Raw genomic sequence first — 21,341 nt, forward strand, 5'->3', positions numbered from 1 at the left:
TAGAGGTCAGCCGGCGAGGTCATGGTTCGGCGGCGACGATCTCCAACACCTCCGGGGGGACCGCCCCGTTGCTGTCCCGCGGGGTCCAGTGCTCGCTCGGGACCCACTGGGATCCGCACCCTTGGCACGCGAACAGGGGCTCACCGCGGCGCTCCACCGGGGTCCTCGTCCACTCGCACAGGTCGCGGCACGAGCGGACCCGTAGGGGGACGCCGTCGGGATCGGGCTGTCGCCGGGGCCGGAAGGGCAGTGCACGGAAGCTGGACATCTCTGGGCTTGAGGATAACCGGTCGTCGTGTGGGTAGCCTGATCGCGGATGCGGGTGGACGGAGGAGGGCGACGTGAACGCATGTCCCTGCGGGAGCCGGCGCCCGTTCGATCGCTGCTGCGGACCGCTCGTCGAGGATGGTGTCCCGGCCGAGACCGCGGAGCAACTGATGAGATCGCGGTACACGGCCTTCGTTCTGGGTCGGGAGGACCACCTCTGGCGCACCTGGAGCCCGCGGACGCGGCCGGCCCGGGTGGAGGCAGGTGACGTCGAGTGGACCGGCCTCGCGATCCTCGATGTGGTTGCCGGTGGCCCCGCCGACCGGACCGGGACCGTCGAGTTCGAGGCCCGGTATGTCGGGCCCGAGGGCCCCGGTGTCATGCGCGAGCGATCGGCGTTCGAGCGCAGAGGTGGTCGATGGACGTATCTCGAGGGCACGGGATCGTCCTGAGCCCTAGGTGGCGGTCGGGTCTTCCGGCTGGCGGGTCACGGTGACCGAACCGATCGTCCTCGGGGCGGTCACGTCGATGCGCCCGATACGGTTCCCTCTGGGCATCGTCCAGGCGACCATCCCCCGGATCTCCTCGCCGGGAAAGCTCAGAACCGAGGGCACGAGTGGGTCCTCGACCGTCCCCGCGGGGTTCTCGATCCGCTCGAACGGTCGCCCCGACGGGTCGAAGGCCGAGAAGTCCTCCGGGCCCAGTTCCGGCTGACCGGACGCCTGCACCGCGCGGACGTCCACCACCACGACCGCGTCCGAGTACGTGGTCGAGGGCACGATGCGGAGGTCGGACAGGGTCACGGTGGCGTCCCACGATTCTCCGGCCACGGGGAACGGCCTGTCGAACTGCTGCGACGAGGGCAGGGGTCCGGACTGCTGGGCGGTCGGGACGGGGACGCCCGCGGAGTCGTCATCGCCGAACAGGGAGGCCGGTGAACAACCCGACGTGGAGACGGCCGCGGTCACGATCACTGCAGCGAGGACGGCGCGACGCATGTAGGCGCTCCTGGGGCGAGTTCTCACACCGGGCCCGTCCCGGCACGGTCTCAGATCCTACTGCTCACCGGGACGGTGGTCATCAGAGGCGCGCAGGTCACGCCATCGTCGGCCCGCGACCCGGTGCGCGAGGTCCGAGTAGACGTCGTCGAGTTCGGCGGAGATCTCGGCCAACTGGATCTTGAAGTTGACCGGGACGAACACCCGGTCGACGAACTCCGCCTCGGCGGAGATCGTCTGGCCGTCGAACACGTACCTGCACCATAGCGAGTCCCGGTTGAGGATCGCGACCTCGGTCTCCGCGGCCGCGGGATCCTCCACGGAGGACACGAGTGGGCTCCGGAACACGACGAGGGGGAGCGAGCGGTGCGCACGGACGAACAGCAGGACACACCCGGCGGGAACGGTGAACACGTCATGCTCGTCGGGTGTGACCCGACGCTCGTAGACCTCCGACAGAGCCGACTGTAGTGCTCTGGTCGCCTCGTCCGGGGTCGCGATGGGCTGCGACCGGAAGTCGGCGTCCGCCGACACGGGTTCACCCGAACCGGCCCCGGTCGCGTCCTCCGGATCGGACACGTCATGGAGGAATACCGGGTGGGGGATCCCGAAGACGCGCTCCATAGTGCCGGCGACCAGGTGCGCCACCTCGGGTGCACGGTTCACCGGGAACGTGAGGTCCGCCCCCGGAGCACCCTGGTCGGTCGGGCGCCGGAGCGCCCAACCGAGGGCCATGAGTTGTTCGAGCCGGACGGGCCCCAGCGGCTCCGGCGAATCCGCGGACCCGCCGCCGGAGACCTCCGCGTGGACGCTGCCGCCGCCGGTGGCGGTGAAACGCACGTACGGGGTGCGGGTGGACGGCGACCCGAGGACGGGAACGGCCAGGTCGAACGTGGCTCCCGGGACGAGGTCACGCAGTAGTCCGGCCAGGCGGGTCGCGAAGCGGTTCCACCCGGCAGCGATCGACGCGTCCACGTCGAACTCGAAATCCAGCATGAGTGGCAGTCAACCACCGCACAGCCGAGCACGTCGGTACTTCGGGATGTCCGGTGGGAGTGATCAGCTCCCCGCCTCCGGCCGGCCCGCCTGGTAGTCGGACCAGTACTCGTCCGAACCGTCGAAGCGCACGCGCACCCCGCCACGGTGCTCGACGACCTCCGGCTGGACGGGAACGATCCTGCGCTCGGAGTCCAGTGCTGCCGCGACGTCGGGGAACCCGGCGAGGACGCGGAGTTGGGTCCACGTCGGGGGGAGGAGCATGGACCGGCCGGCACGGAAGTCCTCGAGGAGGTCGACGGGGCGGGCCCACATGGTCAGGTCGACCTCGGTCGTGAGGTCATCCGGTTCCTGTCCCTCCGGTAGCGCGGCGAGGAAGAACCTCGTGTCGTACCTCCGCGATTCCACCGAGGGCGTGATCCAGTGGTCGTAGGGGCGGAGTCTGCCCGCCGCGAGTGAGAGATCCTCGTCGGCGAGGAACGCGCTGAAGGTCAGTCGGTGGCTCTCGAGCTCCTCGCGGCTCGAGTGGTACCGGCCGGCGTCCGCGACCGGGGACCCGTCGAGGTGGTCGGCGAGGAGCACGCCACATTCCTCGAACGTCTCCCGCGCCGCCGCGCACACCAACCGGCGCGCTCGAGGCACGTCGCAGCCGAACCGCTCGGACCACCACGCGGGCGCGGGGCCGGACCAGGCGACATCCGGATCGTCGTCCGAGGCGTCCACGCCCCCGCCCGGGAACACCGTCATACCGCCGGCGAACGCCATCCCGCGGACGCGGCGTGCGACGAACACCTCGGGTCCGCGATCGGAGTCCCGCATCACCATCACGGTGGACGCGTCCTTGATCGGGCGGGCGGTGGGGTCGTTGCCTTCGGTCATGCGGACAAGTCTCACCCGGCGCGGTGGAGGACGGTTCGTCGGGGTGGCCGGACGGCGCCGTCAGTACGTGCTGTCGGAGGACACCCGACGTGCCAGCACTCCGTGCAGGACACGATCGACGTGCTCGCGGAGGTCGGCTCGGTGGTCGCGACCGGGCGACCGGTCGATCCCCGAACGGACGATGCTCATGTACAGGACGTCGAAGACGGTCTGGGCGGGACCGTCGAGGTCCTCCGCCTCCGGTGCCCGCGGGGAGTGCCGGGCGAGCACGAGTCCGATGATGCCCCGGAGTTCCCCGAGGATGCGCTGCGCCTCCGCCGGGTGCGGGCCGGGTTCCCCGAAGACCGTCTCGCGGTGGTAGGCGACGATGTTCTCCGGCTGGTTCTCGAGGGCGGAGAACAGGGGGTCGCACAGTGTGACCAGATCCTCGACGGGGTCCCCGGTATCCGGGACGGTCTCGACCATGGCGCGGAACTCCTCGTTGGCCACCATGCACAGGAGCTCGCCCTTCGACTGGGCGTACCTGAACAGTGTCCCGGTGCCGACCTCCGCCTGATCGGCCACCTCCTGGGTGGTGACCGACGAGTACCCGTTGCGGAAGAACAGGTCGCGGGCGGCGGCCAGTATCCGGCGTTGTTTGTCCGCCTTGTTCAGCTCCCGGCGTCCCGGCTCACGGGCCAGGGTCACGAGAACCACTCGGTGGGCTTGCCCGCCACCAGGAGGAGCGAGAAGACCACGGCCACCATGATGAGGGTCACCACCAGTGCGACGACCGGGGACCGGAGCGCGAAGGCCAGCGTGCGCTCGGCGAGGGTGCGCGACTGTTCGCCTCCGGGCCCGAGCCGCCAGTGTCCCTCGAGCAGCCCGCGGCGCTCGACGGACCTCTCGAACGGCACGGTGGCGTAGGGGATGACCGCGGACGCCAGGCCCATCAGGCCGGTCCCCGCCGACCAGCGCTTGTCCGTCCAGACCGCGATCGTCGCCACGGTGTAGCACAGGAACACGAAACCGTGGATGCTGCCACCGACCGTGGTGGCCCAGTCGAGACCGAACCCGTACTTGCCGACCATGCCCAGGATCAGCAGCGTCCACGTGATCACCTCCGCGAGCGCGAGCCTCTTGTACAGGATGCGGGGGGTCACAGATGTCCTCCAGGGGTCGGATCGGTGTTCGTCGGTCATCGTACGGACACCGGAACCGCGGCCCGGTTCAGCCTCCCCGCTGCGTCACCCCGCGAGGGTCAGCGACGCGAACCGGACCTCGCCCGCCTCGTCGCTGGCGCCGAGGTCCACGACACCCTCGACGGCCCAGCCGTGGTCGTTCTCCGGATCGTCGAGCACCTGCCGGACCCTCCAGGTCCCCGGCTCCACCCCGTCGCCCGACTCGGTGACGGAGAAGAGGGCGGGTCCGCGCGCCGCGGGCCCGGTTCCGATCGCGTCGTACTCGTCCCAGTACGCATCGATCTCGGTGTCCCAGTCGGGATGGAGCGGGACGTCGGCGTCGAGTTGCACCAAGGTGTCGATGTCGTCTCGCGACAGGAGCTCCACGCGGCGGAACATCGCGTTGCGGACCATCACCCGGAACGCCCGCGAGTTGGCGGTGACGGGCCGGGTGGTGCCGCTCGACTGTCCGAAGGCGAGCTCGGCCACCTGGTCCGGGGAGACCTCGGGGTCGGTGAGCAGTTCCCACTCGTCCAGCAGGCTCGAGTCGACCTGGCGGACGAGTTCCCCGAGCCATTCGACCAGGTCGTCGAACTCGTCGGTCCGCAGGTCGGCCGGAACGGTCTGCCGCAGCGCACGGTAGGCGTCGGTGAGGTAGCGCAGGACGGAACCCTCCGACCGGCTGAGTCCGTACGCGGAGACCAGATCGGAGAAGGTCATCCCCCGCTCGACCATCTCGCGGACGACCGACTTCGGGGAGGGCTCGACCCCCGCCACCCACGGGTGCCCGGCCCGGTAGGCGTCGTAGGCGTCCGCGATGAGGTCGCCGAGGGGTGTGGGCCACGAGATGTCCTCGACCAGCTCCATCCGTTCCGAGTACTCCACCCCCTCTGCCTTGAGCGCCCCGATCGCCTCGCCGCGGGCGGCCCGCTGCTGTGCGTAGAGGATCGGGCGCGGGTCGTCGAGGACGGACTCGATCACCGAGACCAGATCCAGGACCGGGGTGGGGGAGTCGGGGTCGAGGACCTCCATCGCGGCGATCGCGAACGGGGCGAGGGGCTGGTTGAGGGCGAAGTCCCGTTGCAGATCCATTGTCAGTCGGACGTGCCGACCCTCGTCGTCCGGCTCCGTCATCCGCTCGACGATGCCCGCCGTCTCGAGCCCTCGGAAGAGTTCGATGGACCGCAGGACGTGGTGCCGGACGCGGGCCCTGGTCTCGTGTGAGGACAGCAGCAGATGCCGCATGTGGGTGTAGCAGCTCCCGGGCCGTGAGATCACGTTGAGCAGCATCGCGTTGTTGACCTCGAAGCGACTGGTCAGCTGCTCGGGCTGGGCACCGACGAGCTTGTCGAACGTGGCGCGGGTCCAGTTGACGAATCCCTCCGGAGGCTTCTTCTTGGCCGCCTTGCTCTTCTTCTTGGGGTTGGCGGCGGTCTTGGCCGCCGCCTTGGCGTTCTCCACCTCGTGCTCGGGTGCCAGCACCACCACCAGGCCCTCGGTGTCGAATCCCGCGCGGCCGGCGCGGCCGGCGATCTGGTGGAACTCCCTGGCCTTGAGGACCCGCTGTCGGCGGCCGTCGAACTTGGTCAGGCCCGTGAACAGCACGGTCCGGATGGGGACGTTGATTCCGACGCCGAGGGTGTCGGTCCCACAGATGACGGTGAGCAACCCGTCCTGGGCGAGCCGTTCCACGAGGCGGCGGTACTTCGGGAGCATGCCCGCGTGGTGCACGCCGATCCCGTGCAGGAGCAATTTGCGCAGGTTCCGACCGAAGGAGGTCGTGAACCGGAATCCGCCGATCTGCTCGGCGATCGCGGCCTTGCGCTCCTTGGAGGACACGGCCACCGAGGTCAGCGCCTGCGCCTGTTCCAGGGCGGAGGCCTGCGTGAAGTGGACGATGTACACGGGGGCCTTGCCGTCGCGGAGCAGCAGTTCGACCGATTCGTGGACGCTCTGCAGCGCGTAGTCGAACGTCAGCGGGACCGGCCGCTCGGTCCCCCCGACGAGCGTGCACTCCCGTCCGGTGCGGGTGCGCAGGTCCTCGATGAGCCAGTCGACGTCCCCGAGGGTCGCGGACATGAGGAGGAACTGCGTGTCGGGGAGTTCGATCAGCGGCACCTGCCAGGCCCAGCCCCGGTCGGGCTCGGAATAGTAGTGGAACTCGTCCATCACCACCTGGCCGATGTCGGCGTCGGCGCCCTCCCTCAGCGCGATGTTGGCCACGATCTCCGCGGTCGCGCAGACGATCGGCGCATCGGCGTTGACGGCGGCGTCGCCGGTGAGCATCCCCACGTTCTCCGCGCCGAACACCGCGCACAGGGAGAAGAACTTCTCGCTGACCAGAGCCTTGATCGGCGCGGTGTAGTAGCTCCGCGTGCCCCTGGCCATCGCGGAGAAGTGCGCACCCAGCGCGACCAGGGACTTGCCCGATCCCGTCGGGGTGGCCAGGACGACGTGGCTCCCCGCCGACACCTCGAGCACCGCCTCCTCCTGCGCCGGATAGAGCGTCAGGCCCTGGGCGTCGGCCCATGCCACGAAGGCGTCGAACACCGCCTCCTCCAGGAGATCGGAGGGGACGTCGTCCAGGTCGGCGAGGAGGTCGGGCAGGTGCACCAGACCGAGCCTAGCCGCCCGGCCGCTCCCGCCTGCCTGCGCTACTGGGCGCCGGGCCCGTCGTCGCCGGTCTGCTCCGCGAGGAACCGCTCGAACTCCGCGCCGATCTCGTCGCCGGACGGCAGGGGGGTGCCGCCGGGGTTGAGCGAGTCGGAACCGTGGCGGCTCTCCATGAACTCGTCGTACTGCTTCTCCATCAGCTCCACGGCGGTCCGGATCTCCGGACTGTCGGCGATCTGGGCGGTGACCTGTGCGGTGAAGTCCGCAGCCGCGGACTCGAGCTCACCGGACGGCAGCTCGAGCTGGGAGATCTGCGCGATGTTCCCGACCAGGTTGAGGACCGCCGCGGGGTAGGCGGTCTGCGACAGGTACTGGGGGACGTGGACGGTGAAGCCCGCCGACGGGATCCCGTGCTCTGCCATGCGGAGCTCCAGCAGGGCGCTCACGTTCCCCGGGACGGAGAACTCCCCGGGCCAGGCGGTGAACCCGCGGATGAGGTCGACGTCACTGGCGTGCGCGCTGGACTGGGTGGGGCGGGTGTGCGGCACCCCGAGGGGGATGGCGCCGAGGCCGATCGACATCCGGGCCCCGAACGACCCGGCGAGGTCGATCACGGATTCGGTGAACCCGTCCCACTTCAGGTCCGGCTCGAGACCGGAGAGCAGGAGGAATGGCGTCCCGTCCGCGTCCTTGACGGCGTGCATCTGGATGGTCGGTTCCGAGTACCCGGCGAAATGGTCGAACGAGTACCGCACCTGCGGGCGACGCGAGCGGTAGTCGACCAGCTGGTCCGCGTCGAACTCCACGATCAGCTGGGAGTCCAGGCTCCCCTTGAGGTGTTCGGTGACGCCCTGGATCGCCTGGCCTGCGTCGGAGAACCCCTCCAACGCGTGCACCAGCACCGGGCCCTGTCCGGACTCCGACCGCAGATCGGGGACGGGCTCGATCAGTCGGTACAGATCGCTGTGCCTGGCCATGTCGACTCCTCTCGTCGCGACACCCCGAATCGTCCGGACCGGTCCGAATGGATCGTCCCACCGGGACGGGGTTTCACCTCTGTGCCAACGACAGCGGGCCGCAGATGATTCCCCATCATTTCTCGGGCTCCCCAGCGGCCCGTTCAGCGCCGGTTTCCGGGCGCCCGCCGTCGGCGCCGTGTCCGAAGGTTGATCCGGTGCACCGGCACCCACGGTTCGCCCGGTCGGCGGAGCGGCCGTGAGACGAGGAGACGGGTGGACGGCGATGACGGGGAACGGACGGATCGGTGGAGACGGGATCGATGACACTCCGACGGTGGTGATCACCTCCCCCGAGGAGCTCATCGCGTCCATCCCGTCGATGTTGGGCTTCCCGCCGGGCACGGGATCGGTGGTGATCGTCTGTGGACGCACCGCCGGAGGCCGCGCCGGTCCGGTCGTCAGGATGGATGTCGACGGACTGCTCGGAGGTGATCAAGACGTGCTCTCCGGGCGGGACGAGTTCCCACCGATGACGGTCGACGACGGCCCGGCGCGCGGGTTGGCACGGTTCTGCGCTCGAGAGGGAGTGACGGGCGTTCATCTGGTGGTGGTCCACGAGAACTGTGCGGACGGGGAGACCGCCGGCCTCCGGGCGGAGGACGTCGCCGCGGCGTTCGAGTACTGGCTGGGGCTGTCCGGGACGCGGGTCGTCGGTGCGTACGGGGTCGGCGAGTTCGCGCACGGCTCGCCGTGGGTCGACCTGTTCGGGATGGTCCGGGGCACGCAGGTGGACCCTGATTCGACGGAGATCGCGGCGGTCCATGCGTTCGACGGTCGGATCCGGGCCGGGTCACGGGGCGAGATCGAGGACCTGTATCTGGTGCGTGACGACGACGCGTGTGACGACGACCCGCACGGCAGCGGACCGGTCAGGCTCGGTGGCTCCCGCGAGGTCGACCGCGCGGTGGAGGCGCACGAGGACGCGGTACGGAGCCTGGAGGTGGGGGAGGAGATCGACGACGACGACCTGGCGGGGATCGGACGCGCCCTGCTGGACATCGCGGTGCGGGACGAGGTCTACCGGCGTCTGGCCCAGCGAGGTCTGTGCGATCAGGACGGTCGTCGTCTGCTCTGGTGGTCGCTCGCTCGCCGCAGGCCCGGCCGCGAGCGCTCGGTAGCGCTGCTGTTACTGGGAGCCGCGGCGTACTTCGCCGGTGGCGGGGTCCACGCCCGGGCCGCCCTCGAGGCCGCGGTGTCCGCGGATCCGGCGAATTCTCTGGCGCGTCTGCTCCTCCACGGTCTGGAGCAGGGGCTCGCCCCGGAGCGGCTCCGCCGGGCGGCCGCGGCCTGAGGGTTGCCGCCCCGGTCTACCGGAGCGCGGAGTGCGCCCGGTCTCCCAGAGCCGAGGTGAACGCCCATGCATCGCGGACGATGGTGTGGAGATCGGTCCGGGTGGGAGTCCACCCCAATTCGGTCATCGCCTTCTCACTCGAGGCGACGAGTACCGCCGGGTCGCCCCCCCGGCGTGGCGCGACGACGTCCGGGATGGGGTGCCCTGTGACCTCGCGGCACACGTCGATCACCTCCCGGACGGAGAATCCCTCCCCACTCCCGAGATTGAGAATCCGGTGGACGCCGGGCCGGTTGGATTCCAGGGCCAACAGGTGGGCATCGGCGAGGTCGGCGACGTGGATGTAGTCGCGGACACAGGTCCCGTCGGGCGTGGGCCAGTCGTCTCCGAAGACCTTGATGTCGGATCGGTGCCCGAGGGCCACCTGCAGCACCAACGGGATGAGGTGGGTCTCCACGACACGGTTCTCGCCCACCGGACCGTGGGCCCCGGCCACGTTGAAGTAGCGCAGGCTGGTGGCAGCGAGCCCGTGGGCTGCGGCGTACGAGGTGATGGCGTGATCGATCGCCAACTTGGTGGCGCCGTAGGTGTTGGTCGGCCGGGTGGGCATGTCCTCGGTGATCGGGATCTGCTCCGGCTCGCCATAGGTCGCCGCGGTGGAGGAGAAGACGAGGTTGGACACGTCGGCAGCGCGCATCGCGTCGAGGAGCGCGAGGGAGGTCACCACGTTGCCCTGCCAGTACTCCCCGGGCTTCTCCACCGATTCCCCGACGAGCGAGCGGGCGGCGAAGTGCACCACGCCGTCGAAGCCGGGTCCCGACCGCAGGACCTCGCCCGCCAGGTCGGCGACGTCCCCCTCGATGAACGTCGCCGCCGAGGGGACGCCGTCCCTGTTGCCGGTGGAGAGGTCGTCGAGGATCACCACCTCGTGTCCGCGCTCGACGAGAACCGTCGCACAGACCCCGCCGACGTACCCGGCTCCTCCTGTGACGAGCAGTCTCACGGGAGGATCTCGACCTGGATCGCGTGCGCGTGATCGCCGTCGAGCTCCACCGTATGACCGTCACCGGAGTCGAGTTCGACGAGGTGGCCCCGCCGGGTGGCGGTCACGGTCTTCAGCGGCTCGACCCCGGCCGCGCGGAGCTCGGAGATCAGGTCGGTGTCGATCTGGACGTTCTCGCCGATCGCCTGGATCCGGACGCTGTGCGGGATGTCCGTGTCCAGGGCGGACAGACGGGTGAACGCGGTCTCGTCGGCCATCGCGGAGGCGTAGCCGATCTTGTCGAGTCCCGGGATCGGGTTGCCGTACGGGGACGTCCTCGGATCCTCGAGTACCTCGATCAGACGCCGTTCCACGTCGTCACTCATCACGTGCTCCCAGCGGCACGCCTCGGCGTGGACCTTCTCCAGTTCCAGCCCGATCACGTCGACGAGCAGCCGCTCGGCCAGACGGTGCTTGCGCATGACGTCCACGGCCAGGTCCCGGCCGCTGGTGGTGAGTTGCAGATGCCGGTCGGGTGCCACGTGCACCAGGCCGTCGCGTTCCATGCGCGCGACCGTCTGGCTCACGGTCGGTCCGCTCTGCTCGAGTCGCTCCGCGATGCGGGCACGGAGCGGGATCACACCCTCCTCCTCGAGCTCGTAGATCGTGCGGAGGTACATCTCGGTGGTGTCCACCAGGTCTTTCACGCTGAATCCTCCACGTCGGATCGTCGCAGGTAGGTGCCCCGGTGGTCGACGATCCCCTCCGGGTTCACAGACGAGACTACCGCCGGTCCTCGAACCGGGGTGGGGAGCGGGCAATCGGGGGCCGAGTCAGGTCTCGCCGCGTAGATTCGTGGGGCGTACATCTCGGTGATCCCACCGGATGTGGGTGGCCGGGAGCGTCCCGGTGAGAGGGGAGGACGGGTGGCAATGGCCGGTATCCGGGACGGCGTCGCCGCGGCGGTGGTGTGGAGTCCGTCGCTGATGGAGTACAAGCATTCCGCCGACCATCCCATGAGCCCCCGCCGACTCGATCTGACGATGTCTCTCGCCACTGAGCTGGGGGTTCTGCAGGGCGTGGAGATGCTCGACCCCGGTTCGGCGAGTGATGAGGAGCTGCTGCGCGTCCACACCTCGCGCTACATCGGCGCGGTCAAGGCGGCCGGCGACCTGCCCCCCGGTGAGCACTACGGGATGAGCCACGGACTCGGCACGGCGGACAACCCGACGTTCCCGGCCATGCACGAGGCGAGCGCCGCGGTGGCGGGTGGGACCCTCGCGGCCGCGCGCGCGATCGCCAGCGGCGCGGCGACCCGGGCGGTGTCCGTGGCGGGCGGCATGCACCACGCCATGCCCGCCGCCGCGGCCGGGTTCTGCGTGTACAACGACGCCGCGGTCGCCATCAGCTGGTTGCTGGACAACGGGTACGACCGCATCGCCTACGTCGACGTCGACGTCCACCACGGGGACGGTGTCCAGGCGGCCTTCTACGAGGATCCGCGTGTGCTGACGGTGTCCCTGCACCAGCACCCCGCCACGCTGTGGCCGTCGACCGGGTGGGCGTCGGAGACGGGTGTCGGGCGGGCGGAGGGCACCGCGGTGAACCTCGCGTTCCTGCCCGCGGTCACTGACGGGTTGTGGCTGAGGGGTTTCCACGCCGTCGTCCCCGGGGCCCTGCGTGCGTTCGAGCCGCAGATCATCGTCATGCAGGCCGGGTGCGACTCGCACCGGGAGGACCCGCTGGCCGACCTCTCTCTCACCGTCGACGGGCACCGGGAGTCCTACCTCCAGGTGATCGCGCTCGCGGAGGAGCTCTGCGAGGGGCGGATCATCGCGATCGGCGGAGGCGGGTACGAACTGGTCCGGGTGGTTCCGCGGTCGTGGACCCATCTCATCGCCGCGATCCTCGGGGCCCCCGTGGATCCGGGGACCCGGGTGCCGGAGGAATGGGCGGCCATGGCCGCGCGGTACACCGTTCCGGACAGGGTCCCGCGGACGATGAGTGACGGCGCCGCCCCCGCGCACACGCCGTGGGAGCCCGCCGGCGCCGATCGCGGTGGAGAGGTCGACCGGACGCTGGCCCGACTCGACCAGTCGATCCTCGACACCCGCCGTTCCGTCTACCCCCTTCTCGGGCTCGACCCGGACGACCCCCGGGACTGACCGCCACGCCCGCGCGCGGGTGCCCACCATCCACCACTGAAGTCTCTTGGAGGACCACGATGGCCAACCCCGGTGACGGAACGACCGACGTCGGCACCCCCGAGGGCGCCACCCCCGAGGGCGGCACCCCCGAGGGCGGCACCCCCGAGGGCGATGCGCCCGTCGTCACTCCGCCGGAGCACGCCTCCACCGACACGACGGTGGACGAGTATCCGGAGGGGTACCCCCACGAGTGGGCGGCCGACGTCCTGGGCTCCGACGGCCGGGCGGTGCGGATCCGCCCGGTCCTGCCCAACGACTCGGAGAAGATCGCGCGCTTCCACTCGAGTCTCTCCGAGCGGACGCGCTACCTGCGCTACTTCGGTTCCCATGACGTCCTGTCGGCCAAGGAACTGCAGCGGATGACCCATGTCGACTACCGCGACCGCATGGCGTTCGTCGCGGAGCTGGGAGCGGAGATCATCGGGATGGCGATCTACGAACGCCTTCCCGACTCGACCTTCGCCGAGGTGGCGTTCACCATCTCTGACCAGCACCAGGGCAGGGGGCTCGGATCGATCTTCCTGGAGCACCTCGCGGGGTCCGCCGCCGAGTGCGGGATCGACCACTTCGAGGCGGAGGTCCTGTCCGAGAACCGGTCGATGATCCAGGTGTTCCGTCGGGCGGGGTACGAGATCTCCCGCTCCTTCGACGGATCCACCCTGCACCTCGAGTTCGCGATCGACCCCACCGAGGCCCTGACGAACGTCCGCAACGCGCGCGAGACGGCGGCCGAGGCGCGCAGTGTCGCGAGGGTTCTCACCCCCGCGTCGGTGGCCGTCATCGGCGCCTCGGACCAGATCGGCAAGATCGGCCACACCGTCCTGCGCAACCTCATCGGCAACGGGTTCTCCGGTCCGGTGTACCCGGTCAACTCCGATGCGACCTCGGTGCAGTCCGTCCGCGCCTATGCCAGCGTCCGCGACATCCCCGACCCGGTCGACCTCGCCGTCGTGGCGGTCCCGGCCGCGTCCATGTCCGAGGTGCTCAACGACTGCCTGTCCAAGGGCGTGTCGACGCTCGTGGTGATCTCGGCCGGGTTCTCCGACGTCGGCAGCGCCGGCGTGGTGCCCGAGCGTCGTCTGGTGAGCGAGGCCCGGGCGCACGGGATGCGGGTGGTGGGCCCCAATGCGCTCGGGGTGATCAACACCTCCGCCGACGTCCAACTCAACGCCACCCTCGCCGAGGTGGTCCCCGGACCCGGACGGGCCGGGTTCTTCTGCCAGTCCGGTGCCCTCGGCATCACCATCCTCGCCGCCGCCGCCCGCCGCGGTCTGGGGCTGTCGACCTTCGTCTCCGCGGGTAACCGGGCCGATGTCTCCGGCAACGATCTACTCCAGTACTGGGACACCGACACCGGGACCGAGGTGGTCCTGCTCTACCTCGAGAGCTTCGGCAACGCCCGCAAGTTCTCCAGGATCGCGCGCCGGGTGGCCCGCAACAAGCCGGTCGTCGTGGTCCGGAGGGCCGTCGACGACCTGGAATCCGGGGTACGGGGCCTGACCGCCTCGGCCATCCGTGGACTGTTCCGCGACTCCGGCCTCATCCAGGTGGACTCCATCACCGACATGTTCGACACCGCGACGTTGCTCGCCTACCAACCGCTGCCCGCGGGCGGACGCCTGGCGATCGTCGGGAACTCGACGGCCGTCGGCCGTCTCGGCGGGGACTCCGCGCGGTTGCAGGGATTCACGGTGGCGGACTCGGTGGACCTGGGAGCCGGGGCTCTTCCCGAGGACTTCCGCACCGCGATAGCCGACGTGGTCGCCCGGGACGAGGTGGACTCGGTCCTCACGGTGTTCGTGCCACCGGTGGCCACCGAGCCCGACGCGTACGCCGAGGCCATCCGCGCCGCGGCGTCCGGCAGCTCCAAGCCGGTCGTGAGTACGTTCCTGGCCGGGGAGGGGTTGCCGGAGGGGCTCACCGTCACCGACGACTCCGGCGTCGCCTCGCGGGGTTCCATCCCCTCCTACCCGTACCCCGAGCGTGCGGTGTCTGCCCTGGTCCGAGCCCGCCGCTACGCCGAGTGGCTGGACCAGCCCGCGGAGGAACCCGCCGAGTACGACGACATCGACCGCACACGCGCACGGGACCTCGTGGACTCCCTCTGCCACTCGAACGCCGGACGCACCTCGTTCGAACTCACCCAGGGGCAGGTCCGGAGTCTGCTCGAGAGCTACGGGGTCGGGATCGTGGACTACTTCGTCGTGGCCGGGGTCGAGCAGGCGGTCATGGCGGCCGAGGAACTCGGGTACCCGGTGGCCGTCAAGGCCATGGGGGAGAAGTGGCGGACCCGCAGCGACCAGTCCGGCGTCCGGTTGGATCTGACCGATGCGGCGGCGGTCCGTCACGCCTTCGACGACCTCCAGACGACCACCGGCTCGCCGTCGCTGCACGTGCAGAAGATGGCCACCAAGGGGGTCGCCGTGACCATCCGCGTGGCGGACCACCCCATCTTCGGCTCGCTCATCTCGTTCGGGGTGTCCGGGATGCTCTCGGACCTCCTCGCCGATCGCGCGTTCAGCACGCTACCGGTCTCCCCCTCCGAGGCCCGATCGCTCCTGGATCGCCCGCGGGCAGCGCCCATTCTCGACGGGTACGCCGGGGACACACCGGCTGACCGGGAGGCACTGGTGGAACTCATGGGCCGGGTGTCGTGCCTGGTGGAGGACGTCCCGGAACTGCGACGCCTGTCCATCGACCCCGCGCTCGCCGCCCCCGACGGGGTGGCGGTGTTGTACGCGCAGGTGCACCTGGGCCCGCCCCCGAGGTCCAGTGGGGACGAGGGCCCCCGGCGACTGCGCTAGCCGGTGAGGGCCCCCGGCGACCGCGCTAGCCGGACACGGCAGCCGGGGCCCATGCGCAACGCAGCCCCGGCTCCCTCGGCGGGGTGAACCCGCTCCGGCGGCCGGGGCTGCGTCGTGTCCCCGTGTGACCCGTCCGTCCCTCAGACCGCGTAGGAGCGGAGCTTGTCGGCGCGGCGCCCCTCCCGGAGCTTCGCCATGACCTCGCGCTCGATCTGACGGACACGCTCTCGCGAGAGACCGAAACGCTTGCCGATCTGGTCGAGCGTGCGCGGTTGGCCGTCGTCGAGCCCGAACCGCAGGGTGATGACCTGCTGCTCGCGCTCCTCGAGCGTGGACAGCACCGCGCGGACGTCCGAGTGCATCACGTTGGTCACGACCGTGTTCTCGGCGCTGGTGGCCTCGGCGTCCTCGATGAAGTCGCCCAGGGGCGCCTCCTCGTCCGCACCGACCGGCATGTCCAGGCTCACCGGGTCCCGGGAGTGGTCGAGCAGCTCCTCGATCTTGTGCGCGGGGATCCCCGACTCCTCGGCCAGCTCATCCAGGGTGGCCTCGCGCCCGAGTTGCTGGTGCAGCTCCCGCTTGATGCGGGCGAGCTTGTTGACCTGCTCCACCAGGTGCACGGGGAGCCTGATGGTGCGGGACTGGTCGGCCATACCCCGGGTGATCGCCTGGCGAATCCACCACGTGGCGTAGGTCGAGAACTTGAACCCCTTGGCGTAGTCGAACTTCTCCATGGCGCGGATCAGTCCGAGGTTGCCCTCCTGGATCAGATCGAGCAGCGGCATACCGCGACCGGTGTAGCGCTTGGCCAGGGAGACCACCAGACGGAGGTTGGCCTCGAGCAGGTGTGCACGGGCCGCCTCCCCCTCGGCGACGATCACCTTGAGGTCCGCCTTCTTGGTTGGACCGATCCGCTTCTTGGTGGCCAGGAGGTGGGAGGCGTACAGACCGGCCTCGATCCGCTTAGAGAGTTCGACCTCGTCCTCTGCGTTGAGGAGGGCGGTCTTGCCGATCCCGTTGAGGTAGACGCGGACGAGGTCCGCGCTGGGGCTCTGGCCTTCCGACTCCGCCTCCGTCCGACGATCCGATCGGGTGGTGGCTGACGTCATGTCTCCTCCTCCTGCCGGCCCGGGGAGATCAGAGCCGGCGGTCGGTTGCTGATGGACGGAACGGGCGCGTGTCCGGGTCACGGTCACGTACTGCTACAACGGCGGGGCCGACGGGAATGTTCCCGGGATGATGACGCCCGTCACGAGACGCGGGACGCAGAGGTGTCCACGAGGACGGTGAACGGGCCGTCGTTGACGGAACTGACCTGCATCATCGCGCCGAACTCCCCGGTCGCGACCTCGAGCCCACGCTCCCGGAGCCCGCGGACCACCGCATCGACAGCTGCTTCGGCCTGCTCGCCGGGGGCGGCGCGGGACCACGACGGCCGGCGCCCCTTGGCCGTCGAGCCCATGAGGGTGAACTGGCTGACCACCAGGACGGGCGCGCCGGCCTCGACCGCGCCCACCTCGACAGCGCCCACCTCGACAGCGCCCACATCGACCTTGCCCACCGAGCCCGCGGCGTCCTGGACCGCGCCGTCGTCGTCGTCGCCCGACCGGCCCCGTAGGATGCGCAATTCCGCGATCTTGCGGACCATCGTGGAGACGTCCGTCTCGTCGTCGTCGATCGACACGCCGAGCAGGACCAGCAGCCCGGCGCGGGGGAGCGCACCCACGACAGCCCCGTCCACGGTCACAGACGCCTCGGTGACCCGGGAGATCACGGCTCTCATCGGTCCCCGGACCCCCCGGACCCCCCGGACCCCCCAGACCCCGCGGAGGCCGCGGCCGAGACGCCGGGCGGGAGCATCCCGGGGACCCCGGCGGGGACCACGACACCGTGGAGGAACAGATCGGCGACGACCCTGCGCACGGGGTCCGCCAGCTCCACCGGGTCCTCGCCCGCCCCGGCGGCGGCCAGGACCACCAGGTCCTCGAGTGGTAGCGCGCCCATCCGTGCCCCCCGGAGGACGGTCGCGGTCAGGGGATCGATCTCGTGGCGCCAGCGCGCCCCGGTGACCCGCTCGACGACTACAGATCCGGTCCGCGCCGCGGAATCGGGTTCCTCCGCTCCCGGGGGATCGGGGTCCGGCGCCAGGCTCTCCGAGGAGTGGAGATAGACATCGGGGGAGACCGTGAACACGGTCGTGTCCAGGGCCCGCGCCTGCCCACCCTGCCGGGTCGTCGCCGACCGCAGCCACGCCGACCGTGCGAAGTAGGCCTCGGCCTCGTCGCCGAGCCCCTCGTCGAAGGGGTGGGTCAGGTCTTCACAGAGCACGGAGGAGGCGCCGTCGATCCGCCGAAGGTAGACGTATCCGAACCCGATCCCGTCGACCTCGTGGTCCCGGAGGTGGTCGAGCCAGGTCTCCGCGGCGAGGGCGGTGGACTCGTCCCGCGGATCCATACCCTCGTCGGTGAGCCATGTCCACACGTAGAGCTCGGGGTCCGAGCGGTCGCGCCGCAGAACCCAGGCCTCCACGCCCTCCGAGGGGATCCACGACGCCACGTGGGTCCTCCAGTCGGCGTCCGAACGCTCCACCCACGACGCGAGGATGACCGCGGTGCCGTTCTCGGTCAGGTGGCCGTGGGCCCCGGAGACGACCGTCTGACTCGCGCCGTCGAGGGCGAGCCCGGATTCCCGGTACGAGTGGGCGGGATCCGCGGGGCCCACCACGAACGGTGGGTTGGCGACGACGCGGTCGAATCGTCGGTGAGCCACGGGCTCGAACCAGGGGCCGGTGAGCAGTTCCCCCTCCAGCCCGTTGATCGCGAGCGTGGCGGCGGCCAACGCCAGGCACCGCGGGGCGATGTCGGTGCCCGTCGCCGTCGCCGCGGTCTCGAGGGCGTGCACCATCTGGATGCCGCAGCCGGTGCCCAGGTCGAGAACAGAGCCCACCCGGGAGGTGGGGGTGATCCTCAGGAGGGACAGCGTGGCCTGACCCACCCCGAGAACGTGATCGGACCTCGTCGAGGAGTGCACCATCGACCCGTCGATGTCGGCGAACACCCATCGCGTGCCGTGGCCGGTGTCCACGGGGCGGAGGTCGAGAAGTGCACGAAGGGTTCCTCCGGGGGCGGACGGGCGCGTCCACAACCCGGCATCGATCCCGTCCTCGGCGTCCACCCCGGGCAGGGCCAGGACGACCTCGCTCTCGGGGACCGCGTCGTTCAGCACGAACAGACGGACCAACGTCCCGGTCGGTCCGGCTGTGCGGGCGTGCCTCCGGACGGATGCCGAATCAGAGCGCGCGAGGGCCGCGATCGCCGCCGGCCCCAGTGCATTCTCCAGCCCGGGGACCGTGAAGTGGTGCTCTCGGAAGGCCTCCGCCAGGAGCGGCGCGAGCCGGGTGAGCGTCGGGACTGCAGGGGTCACCGGGCGTCGTCGCTCTCGTCGGGGAGGTCGGCGCCGCCCGGGGAGTCGGGGCCTTTCGGGGAGTCGGGGCCTTTCGGGGAGTCGGTGCCCTCCGGGGCCCCGTCGCCGGGCGCGGACCGCTCGGGTACCGGGTCTTCACCCACCGTGCCCTGCAGGGAGAGGGTGGGACGCGAGGAGATGCCCGCGAGCCCCGGCGGCACGACGGACGGTGTGTTCGCGGACAGGGCACCCGCGGTGTAGAGACGCGCCTGTCCCTTGGGTAGCGGAGGCCTGTCGTTGGCGCTGAGCACGGCGATCCACGGGATCGGGATGGACCCCGCGACAATGGCCAGCGCGATCCACGGGTTGTTCCACAGAGCCAGGGAACCCGCGGCCAGGAGCAGCGCGGGGATCCGGACGGACATCAGGAGGAAGTACCGCTTCTTCCGCGCCGCGAGCTCGTCCCGGTAGGACTCACGCGCGGCGGTGATCAGAACGGGCCTCGCGGAACCGTCCCGATCCTCGGACCGCGTGCGACGGGAGTCGGGTGCCATGGCCCCAAGGTACTCCGGCGTTGGCGCCGCGGCCGTGGCGTGCGGCATCATGAGGGGGTGAGCACCACCCGGACCAAGACACTCGAGCGTCCCGAGGTCACCACGACCGAGGAGACGCAGGACGACGCGCCCAAGTTCTTCCACTACGTGGACAAGAGCAAGATCGCCGAGAGCGCGGTCATGGGCTCCTACGTGATCGCCCTGTGTGGCGAGGTGTTCCCGGTCACCCGGTCCGCCAAGCCGGGCTCTCCGGTCTGCCCCGAGTGCAAGCGCGTCTACGAGACCCTGAAGCCTGGTGAGTGATCCCGGCGCGGTCCCGGGCACCGAGGAGCAGACCGCAGATCCCGCCACCGCGACGGCCACCGGCGCACCACTGCGCGCGTGGCAGCGGACCGCCCTGCGCAAGTACCTCATGGCACGGCCGAAGGACTTCCTCGCCGTGGCCACCCCCGGCGCCGGTAAGACGACGTTCGGTCTGCGCGTGGCCACCGAACTCCTGGCCGACCGGACGGTCGACGCGATCACTGTCGTCGCCCCCACCGAGCACCTCAAGTTCCAGTGGGCCGAGGCCGCCGCGAGGGCGGGGATCGCGCTCGATCCCGAGTACTCCAATTCCTCCGGGGCCCTGGCACCGGAGTTCCACGGCGTGGTGGTCACCTACGCCCAGGTGGCCTCACATCCCTTCAAGCACCGCGAACGGACCGCGTCCCGCCGAACGCTGGTGATCCTCGACGAGATCCACCACGGCGGGGACGCCAAGAGCTGGGGCGACGGCATCCGCGAGGCGTTCGACGATGCCGAGCGTCGACTGTCGCTGACCGGGACACCGTTTCGTTCGGACGACAGTCCCATCCCGTTCGTCACCTACGAGCCGGACGGCCAGGGCCATCAGCGGTCCAGGGCGGACCACTCCTACGGCTACGCCGACGCCCTGGCCGACGGCGTCGTGCGGCCCGTCGTCTTCCTGGCCTACTCCGGCGAGGCCCGCTGGCGCACGAACGCCGGCGAGGAGTTCTCCGCCCGGCTCGGCGAACCGCTCAGCGCGGACCAGAACTCCCGCGCCTGGCGGGTCGCCCTGGACCCTCATGGCGACTGGATGCCGGCGGTACTCCAGGCCGCGCACACCCGGCTCCGGCAGATCAGGGCCGGCGGCGTCCCGGACGCCGGCGGGCTGGTGATCGCCACCGACCAGGAACGCGCCCGCGAGTACGCGGCACTGCTCACGGAGATCACCGGGCGGGCCCCCGTCGTCGTCCTGTCCGACGACCCCACCGCCTCGAGCCGGATCGGCACGTTCTCCGCCTCGACGGACGAGTGGATGGTCGCCGTCCGCATGGTGTCGGAGGGGGTGGACGTGCCGCGACTGAGCGTGGGGGTGTACGCCACCAGCGCCTCGACTCCCCTGTACTTCGCCCAGGCCATCGGGCGGTTCGTCCGGTCTCGCAGGCCCGGGGAGACCGCGTCGGTGTTCCTGCCGTCGGTCCCGGTCCTGTTGCAGCTCGCCTCGCAGATGGAGGCCCAGAGGGATCATGTCCTGGGCAAACCCCACCGCGAGGACGGGCTCGAGGACGAACTGTTGGCCCAGGCGAACCAGCAGCAGGACGAACCCGACACCGCCGACGAGGAGGACAAGGGATACATATCCCTCGGTGCGGACGCCGAGCTCGATCAGATCGTCTACGAAGGGTCCTCCTACGGCACGGCCACCTTCGCCGGGAGCGAAGAGGAGGCCGACTACATCGGGCTTCCGGGTCTACTCGGTGCCGATGACGTCAAGGCGCTCCTGCGCCAGCGGGAGAAGGAGCAGATCCGGCGGACCTCCGGCGAGGCCTCCGCGCCCGGGCCCGTCGCCGTGGTCGGCGTGGGAACGGATCCGGCCATCTCCGGCACCACCCTGCCGGGCAATGCCGGCGGCCCGGGGGCGCACGCGGGCGCGGCGGCCGCCCGGGTGGCGTCGGCGGCGGAGCTCAAGGACCTCCGGCGCCAACTCAACACGCTGGTCTCGGTGTACTCCGGCCGTCTGGGCAGGTCCCACGGCGCGATCCACACGCAGCTGCGCAACGCCTGCGGGGGTCCACCGGTGCCGATGGCCTCGGCCGATCAGATCCGTGAGCGTATCTCCTTGCTGCGGAGCTGGTGATCCGCGGTAGAACCGCGACTCCAACCCCC

General features: G+C 70.5%; 20 protein-coding genes and 1 pseudogene. 7 read left to right on the plus strand and 14 right to left on the minus strand.

All coding sequences use genetic code 11. The features are described 5' to 3' along the window. Positions 1-19 precede the first annotated feature (19 nt). Entirely contained in the window at positions 20-268 is a 249-nt protein-coding gene (locus CEY15_RS14290) for a hypothetical protein (RefSeq protein ID WP_095719004.1), read from the minus strand. Positions 269-341: 73 nt separating this feature from the next. Here CEY15_RS14290 and CEY15_RS19075 point away from each other — a divergent pair. After that, a pseudogene (locus tag CEY15_RS19075) lies at positions 342-395 on the plus strand (SEC-C metal-binding domain-containing protein); the annotation flags it as partial. A gap of 39 nt (positions 396-434) precedes the next feature. After that, positions 435-719: a YchJ family protein gene (locus CEY15_RS14295; protein ID WP_277815223.1), complete on the plus strand. Its 285-nt coding sequence runs from the start codon at positions 435-437 to the stop codon at positions 717-719. A 3-nt stretch (positions 720-722) separates the two neighbouring features. Here the strand turns inward: CEY15_RS14295 and CEY15_RS14300 are convergent, their stop codons facing one another. The 7 genes from CEY15_RS14300 to CEY15_RS14330 form a co-directional block, all read right to left on the minus strand. Continuing rightward, positions 723-1,265 (minus strand): hypothetical protein, encoded by a 543-nt coding sequence (locus CEY15_RS14300; protein WP_095719006.1) that lies wholly within the window; start codon positions 1,263-1,265, stop codon positions 723-725. 57 nt (positions 1,266-1,322) lie between these two features. Next, complete coding sequence (locus CEY15_RS14305) at positions 1,323-2,261, minus strand: TY-Chap domain-containing protein (RefSeq protein WP_095719007.1); 939 nt, start codon at positions 2,259-2,261, stop codon at positions 1,323-1,325. 63 nt (positions 2,262-2,324) lie between these two features. Continuing rightward, the gene (locus CEY15_RS14310) at positions 2,325-3,140 is read right to left on the minus strand and encodes an NUDIX hydrolase (protein ID WP_095719008.1); all 816 of its coding nucleotides are present in this window, start codon (positions 3,138-3,140) and stop codon (positions 2,325-2,327) included. A 60-nt stretch (positions 3,141-3,200) separates the two neighbouring features. Beyond that, entirely contained in the window at positions 3,201-3,827 is a 627-nt protein-coding gene (locus CEY15_RS14315; RefSeq protein ID WP_095719009.1) for a TetR/AcrR family transcriptional regulator, read from the minus strand. Further along, positions 3,824-4,282: a DUF3817 domain-containing protein gene (locus CEY15_RS14320; RefSeq protein ID WP_095719010.1), complete on the minus strand. Its 459-nt coding sequence runs from the start codon at positions 4,280-4,282 to the stop codon at positions 3,824-3,826. The genes CEY15_RS14315 and CEY15_RS14320 overlap by 4 nt, the downstream gene beginning before the upstream one ends. An 84-nt stretch (positions 4,283-4,366) precedes the next feature. Continuing rightward, positions 4,367-6,913: a DEAD/DEAH box helicase gene (locus CEY15_RS14325; protein ID WP_095719011.1), complete on the minus strand. Its 2,547-nt coding sequence runs from the start codon at positions 6,911-6,913 to the stop codon at positions 4,367-4,369. A 41-nt stretch (positions 6,914-6,954) separates the two neighbouring features. After that, on the minus strand, positions 6,955-7,890 hold the full coding sequence (locus CEY15_RS14330) for a PAC2 family protein (RefSeq protein ID WP_095719012.1): 936 nt from the start codon (positions 7,888-7,890) through the stop codon (positions 6,955-6,957). A 265-nt stretch (positions 7,891-8,155) separates the two neighbouring features. On the opposite strand from CEY15_RS14330, the gene CEY15_RS14335 reads away from it, so the two are divergent. Continuing rightward, positions 8,156-9,223 carry a DUF4192 domain-containing protein gene (locus CEY15_RS14335; protein WP_095719013.1) on the plus strand — a complete coding sequence of 356 codons (1,068 nt, stop codon included), beginning with the start codon at positions 8,156-8,158 and terminating at the stop codon, positions 9,221-9,223. Positions 9,224-9,239: 16 nt separating this feature from the next. Here the strand turns inward: CEY15_RS14335 and galE are convergent, their stop codons facing one another. Together galE and CEY15_RS14345 are read right to left on the minus strand one after the other, a co-directional pair. Next, complete coding sequence (gene galE, locus CEY15_RS14340) at positions 9,240-10,226, minus strand: UDP-glucose 4-epimerase GalE (RefSeq protein WP_095719014.1); 987 nt, start codon at positions 10,224-10,226, stop codon at positions 9,240-9,242. Continuing rightward, positions 10,223-10,912, minus strand: a complete 690-nt coding sequence (locus CEY15_RS14345) for a metal-dependent transcriptional regulator (protein ID WP_095719015.1) — start codon at positions 10,910-10,912, stop codon at positions 10,223-10,225. The genes galE and CEY15_RS14345 overlap by 4 nt, the downstream gene beginning before the upstream one ends. Before the next feature lie 225 nt (positions 10,913-11,137). On the opposite strand from CEY15_RS14345, the gene CEY15_RS14350 reads away from it, so the two are divergent. After that, a complete protein-coding gene (locus CEY15_RS14350) occupies positions 11,138-12,370 on the plus strand; it encodes an acetoin utilization protein AcuC (protein WP_017837706.1) in 1,233 nt (410 codons plus the stop codon). Positions 12,371-12,429: 59 nt separating this feature from the next. Continuing rightward, complete coding sequence (locus CEY15_RS14355; RefSeq protein ID WP_095719016.1) at positions 12,430-15,216, plus strand: GNAT family N-acetyltransferase; 2,787 nt, start codon at positions 12,430-12,432, stop codon at positions 15,214-15,216. Between the two features lie 140 nt (positions 15,217-15,356). Here CEY15_RS14355 and CEY15_RS14360 read toward each other — a convergent pair whose 3' ends face one another. The 4 genes from CEY15_RS14360 to CEY15_RS14375 form a co-directional block, all read right to left on the minus strand. Further along, a complete protein-coding gene (locus tag CEY15_RS14360; RefSeq protein WP_017837708.1) occupies positions 15,357-16,325 on the minus strand; it encodes a sigma-70 family RNA polymerase sigma factor in 969 nt (322 codons plus the stop codon). A 140-nt stretch (positions 16,326-16,465) separates the two neighbouring features. Further along, on the minus strand, positions 16,466-16,999 hold the full coding sequence (locus tag CEY15_RS14365; protein ID WP_095719017.1) for a D-aminoacyl-tRNA deacylase: 534 nt from the start codon (positions 16,997-16,999) through the stop codon (positions 16,466-16,468). Next, a complete protein-coding gene (locus tag CEY15_RS14370) occupies positions 16,996-18,639 on the minus strand; it encodes a DUF7059 domain-containing protein (RefSeq protein WP_095719018.1) in 1,644 nt (547 codons plus the stop codon). The genes CEY15_RS14365 and CEY15_RS14370 overlap by 4 nt, the downstream gene beginning before the upstream one ends. Further along, positions 18,636-19,172, minus strand: coding sequence for a DUF3099 domain-containing protein (locus tag CEY15_RS14375; protein WP_095719019.1), 537 nt, complete (start codon positions 19,170-19,172; stop codon positions 18,636-18,638). Before CEY15_RS14375 ends, CEY15_RS14370 begins: the two co-directional genes overlap by 4 nt. 57 nt (positions 19,173-19,229) lie before the next feature. On the opposite strand from CEY15_RS14375, the gene CEY15_RS14380 reads away from it, so the two are divergent. Together CEY15_RS14380 and CEY15_RS14385 are read left to right on the plus strand one after the other, a co-directional pair. Further along, a complete protein-coding gene (locus CEY15_RS14380) occupies positions 19,230-19,475 on the plus strand; it encodes a DUF3039 domain-containing protein (RefSeq protein WP_017837712.1) in 246 nt (81 codons plus the stop codon). Further along, positions 19,468-21,312, plus strand: a complete 1,845-nt coding sequence (locus tag CEY15_RS14385) for a DEAD/DEAH box helicase (protein ID WP_176475130.1) — start codon at positions 19,468-19,470, stop codon at positions 21,310-21,312. Before CEY15_RS14380 ends, CEY15_RS14385 begins: the two co-directional genes overlap by 8 nt. Positions 21,313-21,341 lie beyond the last annotated feature (29 nt).

Source organism: Dietzia natronolimnaea (genome assembly GCF_002289575.1).
GTDB lineage: Bacteria > Actinomycetota > Actinomycetes > Mycobacteriales > Mycobacteriaceae > Dietzia > Dietzia natronolimnaea_A.

What these genes read in the sequence shown, in the direction of transcription:
- CEY15_RS14290 (WP_095719004.1), bottom strand. Translation starts at nt 268, where the DNA reads ATGTCCAGCTTCCGTGCACTGCCCTTCCGGCCCCGGCGACAGCCCGAT.
- CEY15_RS14300 (WP_095719006.1), bottom strand. Translation starts at nt 1,265, where the DNA reads ATGCGTCGCGCCGTCCTCGCTGCAGTGATCGTGACCGCGGCCGTCTCC.
- CEY15_RS14305 (WP_095719007.1), bottom strand. Translation starts at nt 2,261, where the DNA reads ATGCTGGATTTCGAGTTCGACGTGGACGCGTCGATCGCTGCCGGGTGG.
- CEY15_RS14310 (WP_095719008.1), bottom strand. Translation starts at nt 3,140, where the DNA reads ATGACCGAAGGCAACGACCCCACCGCCCGCCCGATCAAGGACGCGTCC.
- CEY15_RS14330 (WP_095719012.1), bottom strand. Translation starts at nt 7,890, where the DNA reads ATGGCCAGGCACAGCGATCTGTACCGACTGATCGAGCCCGTCCCCGAT.
- CEY15_RS14335 (WP_095719013.1), top strand. Translation starts at nt 8,156, where the DNA reads ATGACGGGGAACGGACGGATCGGTGGAGACGGGATCGATGACACTCCG.
- CEY15_RS14350 (WP_017837706.1), top strand. Translation starts at nt 11,138, where the DNA reads ATGGCCGGTATCCGGGACGGCGTCGCCGCGGCGGTGGTGTGGAGTCCG.
- CEY15_RS14355 (WP_095719016.1), top strand. Translation starts at nt 12,430, where the DNA reads ATGGCCAACCCCGGTGACGGAACGACCGACGTCGGCACCCCCGAGGGC.
- CEY15_RS14360 (WP_017837708.1), bottom strand. Translation starts at nt 16,325, where the DNA reads ATGACGTCAGCCACCACCCGATCGGATCGTCGGACGGAGGCGGAGTCG.
- CEY15_RS14365 (WP_095719017.1), bottom strand. Translation starts at nt 16,999, where the DNA reads ATGAGAGCCGTGATCTCCCGGGTCACCGAGGCGTCTGTGACCGTGGAC.
- CEY15_RS14375 (WP_095719019.1), bottom strand. Translation starts at nt 19,172, where the DNA reads ATGGCACCCGACTCCCGTCGCACGCGGTCCGAGGATCGGGACGGTTCC.